General features: G+C 31.5%; 9 protein-coding genes and 2 tRNA genes. 2 read left to right on the plus strand and 9 right to left on the minus strand.

Annotation, left to right across the window (positions count from 1 at the left end; translation table 11 throughout):
• Positions 1-6 precede the first annotated feature (6 nt).
• The 3 genes from FD36_RS00760 to FD36_RS00770 are packed head-to-tail and all read right to left on the minus strand — an operon-like array spanning position 7 to position 2318.
• A complete protein-coding gene (locus FD36_RS00760; RefSeq protein ID WP_056957554.1) occupies positions 7-894 on the minus strand; it encodes an RluA family pseudouridine synthase in 888 nt (295 codons plus the stop codon).
• Entirely contained in the window at positions 887-1696 is an 810-nt protein-coding gene (locus FD36_RS00765; protein WP_041817890.1) for an NAD kinase, read from the minus strand. Before FD36_RS00765 ends, FD36_RS00760 begins: the two co-directional genes overlap by 8 nt.
• Positions 1671-2318, minus strand: coding sequence for a GTP pyrophosphokinase (locus tag FD36_RS00770; protein ID WP_056957555.1), 648 nt, complete (start codon positions 2316-2318; stop codon positions 1671-1673). Before FD36_RS00770 ends, FD36_RS00765 begins: the two co-directional genes overlap by 26 nt.
• Positions 2319-2481: 163 nt before the next feature.
• Here FD36_RS00770 and FD36_RS00775 point away from each other — a divergent pair, with 163 nt between their 5' ends.
• Positions 2482-3051, plus strand: coding sequence for a DsbA family protein (locus FD36_RS00775; RefSeq protein WP_056957556.1), 570 nt, complete (start codon positions 2482-2484; stop codon positions 3049-3051).
• 87 nt (positions 3052-3138) lie between these two features.
• On the opposite strand, the gene pepF is transcribed toward FD36_RS00775, so the two are convergent.
• The 4 genes from pepF to FD36_RS00795 are packed head-to-tail and all read right to left on the minus strand — an operon-like array spanning position 3139 to position 7494.
• Entirely contained in the window at positions 3139-4938 is a 1800-nt protein-coding gene (gene pepF, locus FD36_RS00780; RefSeq protein WP_056957557.1) for an oligoendopeptidase F, read from the minus strand.
• A complete protein-coding gene (locus FD36_RS00785; protein ID WP_056957558.1) occupies positions 4928-5995 on the minus strand; it encodes a competence protein CoiA in 1068 nt (355 codons plus the stop codon). Before FD36_RS00785 ends, pepF begins: the two co-directional genes overlap by 11 nt.
• A gap of 48 nt (positions 5996-6043) precedes the next feature.
• Positions 6044-6739 carry an adaptor protein MecA gene (locus FD36_RS00790; protein ID WP_056957559.1) on the minus strand — a complete coding sequence of 232 codons (696 nt, stop codon included), beginning with the start codon at positions 6737-6739 and terminating at the stop codon, positions 6044-6046.
• Between the two features lie 11 nt (positions 6740-6750).
• The gene (locus FD36_RS00795; RefSeq protein ID WP_056957560.1) at positions 6751-7494 is read right to left on the minus strand and encodes an MBL fold metallo-hydrolase; all 744 of its coding nucleotides are present in this window, start codon (positions 7492-7494) and stop codon (positions 6751-6753) included.
• 87 nt (positions 7495-7581) lie between these two features.
• On the opposite strand from FD36_RS00795, the gene FD36_RS00800 reads away from it, so the two are divergent.
• Positions 7582-8082, plus strand: a complete 501-nt coding sequence (locus tag FD36_RS00800) for a hypothetical protein (protein WP_056957561.1) — start codon at positions 7582-7584, stop codon at positions 8080-8082.
• 155 nt (positions 8083-8237) lie between these two features.
• Here FD36_RS00800 and FD36_RS00805 read toward each other — a convergent pair.
• Positions 8238-8312 (minus strand) — tRNA-Asp (locus FD36_RS00805).
• Positions 8313-8316: 4 nt separating this feature from the next.
• Positions 8317-8390, minus strand: a tRNA-Met gene (locus tag FD36_RS00810).
• Positions 8391-8447: the final 57 nt, after the last annotated feature.

The following is an 8447-nucleotide window of genomic DNA, read 5'->3' on the forward strand; positions in this document are numbered from 1 at the left end:
TTCTAATCACTCATTTTTTATTAGATCATTAAAATAGCTTGGGATTGGAGCTTTGACTTTAATCTCGATTCCATCTAAAGCATCCCAAAATTCTAATTGGTAGCTGTGTAGGGCTTGATGATCTAACACATCAGTTTCCTTTCCATATAGCCAATCCCCAATTAACGGATAACCAATGGTAGCAAAATGGACGCGAATTTGATGAGTTCTTCCCGTATGGAGTCTTATTTTAACTAAGGAATATTGATCATTAGTTTTATACTTCCAAAATTCCGTATCAGAAACTTTTCCGCCATCAATAACCATTCGTTCTAAAAATGAATCTGGCTTGCGCCCAATTGGTAATTTAATGCTGGCATGTTGATAAGGAATTCTTCCAACCAAGCCTGCAATGTAGCTCTTTTTAATTCGATGATTTTTGAATTCTTTGTCTAGAATGGAGTGGGCCAAACTATTTTTAGCAAAAATAACCGGCCCACTAGTTCCTCGATCTAATCGATTGACTACGTGAATTTTTCGACTTGGATAATCTTTACGCAAATAATATCCTAAAACTCGATTTACCATTGTGTCATTTGGATAAAGATGTGATGGAACAGTAGCCACATTCACTGGTTTATTAACAATTAAATAATTATCATTTTCAAATAAAATATCGATTGGCAAATTAGAAACATTGAGAATCTCATTTTGTGGTTCTGGAGGTAAAATAATTTCTATCTGATCACCATCTTCCAACATGTGATTAGTGTATACATTTTCACCATTAACTAAAGTTTGCCCACCATGAAATTTAATTCGTTTTAATAAGGTCCGGGTAACTCCTTTGTTTAGCAAAAAAGTCCGCAACTTTAAGCGATTAACATTCTCATTAGTCCATTTAAAACTAATCATTTAAATTATCACCAATAAATGAATTATTTACTCTTTCCCAGAAATGTGTATGCCGATATTTAGCAAAGTAAATTCGCCGTTTGGAAATCTTGTAAGTAATTGATTTAATTGGTCGATCCATAACCAAAAGTTGATCACAAGTCAGAACATTGTGAAGTGAAACTTGTGGGACAATCGTAATTGATTCAGTGGGGGGAATAATAATTGGTGATCCAATTGTTCGAAAAACCCGATTATTAATTGAAGCCATCTCAGCCATTTGAACCGCATTAAATTTTGGTGAAATAATTGCACCACCAACTGATTTATTGTAGGCAGTTGACCCAGTAGGCGTTGAAATACAAAGACCATCACCACGAAAACTTTCAAATAAATAGTCCTTGATATAGACCTTAGCAACCATCGTACCAAACATTTTTTTAATCGTTGATTCGTTTAAGGCTACCATATAGTCTGGTTTGCCTTCGTCTGAATAATTAACCTCAATATCTAACAAAGGATAACTGACACTCTGACCGTTATCGTGTTCAAGACTTTCAACTAATTGTTGGACTTCATTATCGCGCCAATCAGTATAAAATCCAAGGTGTCCAGTATGGATTCCAACAAATCGAACTTTTTCCGTCATATCATCATAATGGTGAAAAGCAGATAGTAAAGTCCCATCTCCACCAACTGAAATAACCACTTCTGGGTTGAGTTCATCCAATTCTAAAACTTTAGAATCATTCACGAGTTTTGATAACTCAGATGCTACTTTACTTGATGTTGGTTTATCATTTCCGTAAATTGCAATTCTCATTCTTTTTACCCTCTTGTTGATGCCGTTTAGCATCCTTTATTAATTCTTTTCTAATCTCTGACATTTCTTCATCAAGTTCGAATGCTGTTTCAGATGCTTCTTGAAGTCGTTTATTCACATTTTCTGGAAATACATCAGGATGTTTGTAATTTAATGAATGTTCAAGTGTTGCCCAAAAATTCATTGCTAATGTTCTAATTTGAATTTCAACTAAAATATTATGTTGTCCATCTAATAATTCAATCGGATATTTAAAAACAATATGATAAGAACGATAACCACTTTTCTTTTCATTATTAATGTAATCTCGTTCTTCTAAGATATCAATATCATTTCGTTTTCTTAAAATATCGACCACGGTATAAATATCATCCAGAAATGGACACATAATTCGGAGTCCACAGATATCTTCCATATCCTCTGTTAGGCGTTCTGGTTCAATGTTACGACGCACCATTTTCTCTTTAATACTATCAATTGCTTTAATTCGACTGGTTACAAATTCAATTGGTGAATGTTCATCCATTAATTGAAACTCTTCGCGAATTCCTCTTAATTTTATTTTCCATTCTTTCGCGGCTTGATTATATGGAAATAAAAACAGATTCCAATCTTTAATCATAAACACACCTCATTTCGGCTAATATTATATAATATTAATCATATCATATATAATAATACGTTATTTTAAGAAAATGCATGCTAATTCTTTGAAATTATCTAATAATTTGTTAATCTATATTATGCATGAAACTTATAATACTTATGATAAGGAGGAATAATTGATGTTTGAAGTTTACTTATTCGTTAACCCAGCTTGTTTAAAATGTTTGAATTCTGCACAAGAAGTAACGAAGGTTACTGAAAAACTTAATTGTAAGGTTTGTCTTAGATTTATTCCCTTTATCAGTCTCGGCTCTATCAATGAAGCCAATCTACTTCATATTGACTCTTATCAAATGACGATTGATTATAAAGCTGCACTTTACCAAGGGTGCAAAAAGGGTCGTCAGTTTTTACAATTAATTCAAGAATTAACCTTAGTTAAAAAAAGAAATTATAACGACGAATTAGCTTACCATGCCGCTTTAGCTGTTAATTTAGACTTAGATATGTTTAAAGAAGATCGGCTCTCTTCAATGGTTAAAGAAAATGTAAGTTCTGATCAAAAATTAGTGCAAGAAATGGGCATTACTAATCATGATAGTTTAGTAATGTTTGATTGTAATTCTAGTGAGCATGGAGTACTAGTTGAAAAAATCAATAATTCTCAATTAAAAGAATTATTCAGTGATGTTGTAAATCGTAACTCATTTTATAATTTAAAAACATTACCAAATTTGCGAGTTTTATAAAAACAGTAATTACATAAAAAACAAAATCCCGGTAATAATCACAATTAAGTGATTATTACCGGGATTTTTGTAATTCAAAAATAATTTTTAAATTAAGCTTTCTAATTCATCTATGCGTTGTGAGAATTTGGCAAATGCAGCTTCTAAATATTGACTATTAGTCATATCTACCCCTGCACGCTTCATAATATTAATTGGTGTATCTGAACTCCCAGATTTTAAATAATTTAAGTAAGCATCAATTGAATTCTGATTACCAGAACTGATTTTTTCAGCTAAAGTTGAAGCTGCACCAAACCCAGTTGCGTACTGATATACATAAAAATCATAATAGAAATGTGGAATTCTTGACCATTCAATTGCAATTTCTGGATCCGAAACAATCTCATCACCATAATATTTTTCATTAATTTCTTTGTACTTTTTACTCATTACATCCGCAGTTAATGATTTTCCTAATCTTCCCTGTTCGTGAATCCAATTCTCAAATTCAGCAAATTGTGTTTGACGAAAAATAGTTCCCTTGAAACCTTCTAAATATTGACTAAGAATGTATTTCTTCATTTCTGAATCATTCGTGTTAGCTAATAAATAGTCGGTAAGAATATTTTCGTTAGTTGTCGAGGCAATTTCAGCAACAAAAATTGAATAATTTCCATATTGATATGGTTGATTATGACTAGAATAAAAACTGTGCATACTATGTCCAGTTTCATGAATTAAAGTATATAAATTATCAAGATTATCTTGCCAGTTCAACAAAATGTATGGATTGGTATCATAAACTCCAGATGAATATGCACCAGTCCGTTTGCCTTTATTTTCAACTACATCAATCCAGCGATTGTCTAGTTCTTCTTGAACATGTTTTACATAGTCTGGTCCCATAATTTGAAGTGCTTGTAACATAATCTTTTTTGATTCAGCAAACGTATATTTAACATCTGGGTCTTTTGCGAGAGGCACATACATATCATACATATGCATTTCAGATAAATTTAGAATCTTTTTACGCAAAGATACATATCGATGCAATAAAGGTAAATTGTCATTTACCGTTTTAACTAAAGTATCAAAAACGCTTTCTGGAATTTCATTTTCATGCATAGCTTGTTCCCGTGCACTATTAAAGTGATGTGCTTGGGCTTGATAATTATTTACTGCAACTTCAGATGATAAAGTTGCTGCTAAAGTATGCTTAAACTGATTAAACACTGTATAGAACTTTTGAAAGGCTTCTTTTCTGGTATTTTGGTTGGTTGATTGAAGTAAGAGACTATATAATCCGTTTGATAAGCGTACTAAGTTTCCTTGATCATCTTTTACTTCTGGAAAAACAAAATCAGCACTATCCATCATACTGAATATTTTTTCAGGCGCGTTAAAAATATTAGAAGCACCTGACAATAATTTTTCAGCTTCAACACTTAGAACATGACCTTCATCTTTCAAAATCATCTTAAATAGACGATCATATTCGCTTAATTTAGGTTGCTTGGAAATGAAATTATCTATTTTGGTTTTGCCAAGATTAATAATTTCCGGATCAAACCAAGCTGTTGCTTCACTTAATTTTGTTCCTAGGGCTTCAACTTGTTCCATTCTAGCCTGAGCATCGTTATTGGAAGTATCCACGTCATTGCTAAGATGTGAATATACATATACGTTTTCGTAACGACGATTTAAATTCAAAACTTTTTTAACTACATTTAATAAATCATCTGCACTATTGCTCATAATACCAGATAATTGATTAATTGTTTTAGTCGCTTCTTTAACAGAATCTAACTCAGCAAGGAATGCTTGATTATCTGAAAAAATAGGGGTTAAATCCCAGGTTAAGTTTTCAGAAACCTGATCACGATTGGGGATACTTTTAACTGTCATAATAATGCCTCTTTTCCAATTTTTTGATTGCACCAATTTTATCATAAGTATCTCGATACCAAATGAAATTTTGACTCAATTTTATGTTTTCTCCCTCAATTTTCACATATTGTTGTTTTGCTAATAATTTTAAAAAGCTTAACGTTGGATTTTTAATCTTAATAAATAAAAATTCCTCATGATTAACTAGTTGATATAAATCTGACAATTTGCACTCTTGTTTATTTTCTAAGTATAAAATAATTTCAATTTTCCACTCTAACCAATTTCGATTTAAAATCGGTGAATTTTGAATCGGATAATAAACAATTAATGGACACCCAGTCAATAAGTGACCATTTTCATAGCATCTTTTTTGCAATTTTATCATTATAGTATCCTGCCACCGAACTTTAGTCTCAATAGACTGCGTAAGTTTAATTAAATTAGGCTGCAAATAGGTGTTTTGCTGTGGAGTTTTCATAAATTTTATTAACATTTGATAGTTATCAAATATTTTCAATTTGCATTGTATTTGATTACCAATTTGATAAATTTGATATTTCAAACAATATTGATGTTGAGAAGCATCTAAAAATAATAAATAAAATCCAACGCATTTTTGATAGCGGATAAATCTTAAAACTGAATAAGCATGCAAATTCTTCTTAAAATAATCCATCCCTAAAATCCAAATTGAATTAATTTGTCGAGATTGATAACCAATAACTCGTTCCTTTAGCCTCCGATTACTAATTGGGCTACATTGATATTCAAAAGCCAAGTTTCCAGTCAATAAATCAGGTCTTTGTTTCAAATCATTCAAATAAATTTCTAATTTAATTTTAGGATATTCTTTTATTAAATCCTTTAATAAATGTTGTTTACCTTTCAGATGTAACTGGGTTTCCCCCTCATTACCAACACAGTCAGATGAAACATAATGTGCAAAATGAGAAACCATCTTATGCCCTTTTTTTAGAATTACTAACTCATGACAAATGGGACAGGTATACTTTTTTTGCTTTTGGGCAAACTCAGCATTGATTAATTTTTCTTTGTAATGTGCAATTAACATTTCATCACCCTATCAAAGGTACGAAAAAAGACTAACCTAAATTAGTCTTTAGTTAAAATAATTTTTAATTGTAGCAATTGCTGAATCTTTAGTTATCAACTTAGCTTGCTTTTTAATTTGATCTGCATGAAATTCACTCAAATGACCATATTCATAAAACAATGACAAATGATTATCAATTAGGTCTAAACGATTTTTAACCTCTTCATACCCAACGTTTATTCCATCTGGAAGCAAAACAAATTTAAGGACTAGGTAATATCTATTTTGATTTTTATACAAATCGCTCGTATTTCGCATTCCAGGTAAATCAAGGCTACTTTGCAATTCATTAGTAGCATCAACCACTTTTTCAAAATCTTCAAAATAAATTGGAACAGTTCGAGTCATTGTTTTTTCATCAAACTCATCAATTGGTCGATTTTTTTCTTTGATTTCGTCAAATCTTTCTTTTGTTTGTTCTGACATAAATTTGACGTTCTTTTCAGCTAATTTGGAAACGACATTATTATCCTTGCTAATAATCATTTGAAAACCATCTGATTCTGGCAAGATTTGAAATGATACTAAATCATTATTTTGAAAATCGTGATTATCATCTACCTCTTCAAGGATTGAATAAAAGAAGTTTTCTACTTTATTTTTATCATTCATAAGATCTAAAATATTAACTTCTCTCTTTTTTAAATCACCTGATGTAATCCAAACTTTAATCGTATTTTCATTAGATCTTTCGTATTTCAATTTTATCCCTCTTAACTTATTTCAATTCTTTCTCCTACAGTTGGTAAAATAACTTTAATTTTATCCCCAGCAGCTTGTTCAGTTTGTTTTTTTAGCTCATCCAACTTATTTGATTGGGGCAAATGACTAATCATTAATTCATTTACATCTGCATTTTTAGCTAATTGACCAACTTCAGTCGAGGTCATATGCCAAATCGGACCAGTTTTATCACTGAAAAAGTTTGTATCTGCAATCAATAGATCAGCATCCTTTGTAAAATTGATTAATCCAGCAAAATAACGGGTATCAGCAGTATAAACAATGGTCTTACCGGTACTAATTTCTTTAATTCTAATCGCAAATGCAGGAACTGGATGAACAGTCTTTATAAAGGACAATTCGAATGGCCCAACTTTTTTGCTTTGGTTTTCTTCAAACCCTACTTTTTTAGTTGAGTTTGGCCAATCTAACCTATCAAAGTTGAATTTGTCTAATGTATGCCCATATATTGGCAATATGGACGTTTTATAACGTTCATCGTGTAATTGCCAATAATATTGCAAAACACCCACATCTGCGATATGATCAGCGTGATAGTGTGATAAAACAACAGCATTTAATTTTAATGGATCAATTTGATTTTCAAGTGACATTAATACACCACTCCCACAATCAAGTAGTAAATTAAATCCATCAGATTGAATTAAATAACCACTGGTACCTTTATTTTGAAAAGGATACCCACCATAATAACCTAACACTGTTAATTTCATTAATATTCACCTTCTAATACTTATTTCTTTTAACTTAGCGTACTTTATTTTAAACTTAATGTAAATAAAATGAGTGGGGGAACAATTATGATTAAACAAATTTCTGTAACATTCGGTTCTCAGAGCGTTTTAGATAAAATTTTAAATGATTATCCAGACCGTGAATTAGCCTTATTTTCGCCATCAATTAATGCCACTAGTTTGCAACTAGTTGACTACTCTGGAAAAGAATCAGTTTTCTCAGCTCCAGTTATCTATAATGTCGTTTCACATACTGGAAATGACGATTGGAATCATTACATAGATTACGTTGAAGTAACTCCAGATGCTCAACGTCGTAAAGTTCTTGATGCTACTGCTAGTAATTTTATGACCGACATCAATCATCCTGAAGGAATGTACAGTGCCTATTACATGACTTCCAATGATAATGCTGATAAAAGAATCTTTTTAACCCTTTGGAAGGATGAATATTCATTTCTTCAATGGAAAGATAATAAAATTAATAACTTTATGGCATTTAATAATTTCAAGGATGATTTTAGTATTAACTATCATAATTCAGGTTATGAAAGAGTTGAAAAATAATTATTCAATTTAAAGCGGTATTAGCGATTTTAAAGTTAATATCACTTTTTAATTTGAATAAAATAAATTCATAAATAAAAAAAGTCTCATCATAAATGACGAGACAAACGCAATTTAACTAAAATAGATAAAATTACGATAATATTTAATTCGTACGGTCCGTACGAGACTCGAACTCGTGATCTCCTGCGTGACAGGCAGGCGTCTTAAACCGACTGGACCAACGGACCAAAATTGCGGGGGCTGGATTTGAACCAACGACCTCCGGGTTATGAGCCCGACGAGCTGCCAGACTGCTCTACCCCGCGATAATAAAAATATTAAAAATGACCCGCACGGGATTCGAACCCATGTTACTGCCGTGA

This window comes from Fructilactobacillus sanfranciscensis DSM 20451 (genome assembly GCF_001436035.1).
Taxonomy (GTDB): domain Bacteria; phylum Bacillota; class Bacilli; order Lactobacillales; family Lactobacillaceae; genus Fructilactobacillus; species Fructilactobacillus sanfranciscensis.

Excerpts from the sequence above, each read along its gene's own strand:
- pepF (WP_056957557.1), bottom strand. The coding sequence starts at position 4,938 with ATGACAGTTAAAAGTATCCCCAATCGTGATCAGGTTTCTGAAAACTTA.
- FD36_RS00795 (WP_056957560.1), bottom strand. The coding sequence starts at position 7,494 with ATGAAATTAACAGTGTTAGGTTATTATGGTGGGTATCCTTTTCAAAAT.
- FD36_RS00765 (WP_041817890.1), bottom strand. The coding sequence starts at position 1,696 with ATGAGAATTGCAATTTACGGAAATGATAAACCAACATCAAGTAAAGTA.
- FD36_RS00800 (WP_056957561.1), top strand. The coding sequence starts at position 7,582 with ATGATTAAACAAATTTCTGTAACATTCGGTTCTCAGAGCGTTTTAGAT.
- FD36_RS00785 (WP_056957558.1), bottom strand. The coding sequence starts at position 5,995 with ATGTTAATTGCACATTACAAAGAAAAATTAATCAATGCTGAGTTTGCC.
- FD36_RS00775 (WP_056957556.1), top strand. The coding sequence starts at position 2,482 with ATGTTTGAAGTTTACTTATTCGTTAACCCAGCTTGTTTAAAATGTTTG.
- FD36_RS00770 (WP_056957555.1), bottom strand. The coding sequence starts at position 2,318 with ATGATTAAAGATTGGAATCTGTTTTTATTTCCATATAATCAAGCCGCG.
- FD36_RS00760 (WP_056957554.1), bottom strand. The coding sequence starts at position 894 with ATGATTAGTTTTAAATGGACTAATGAGAATGTTAATCGCTTAAAGTTG.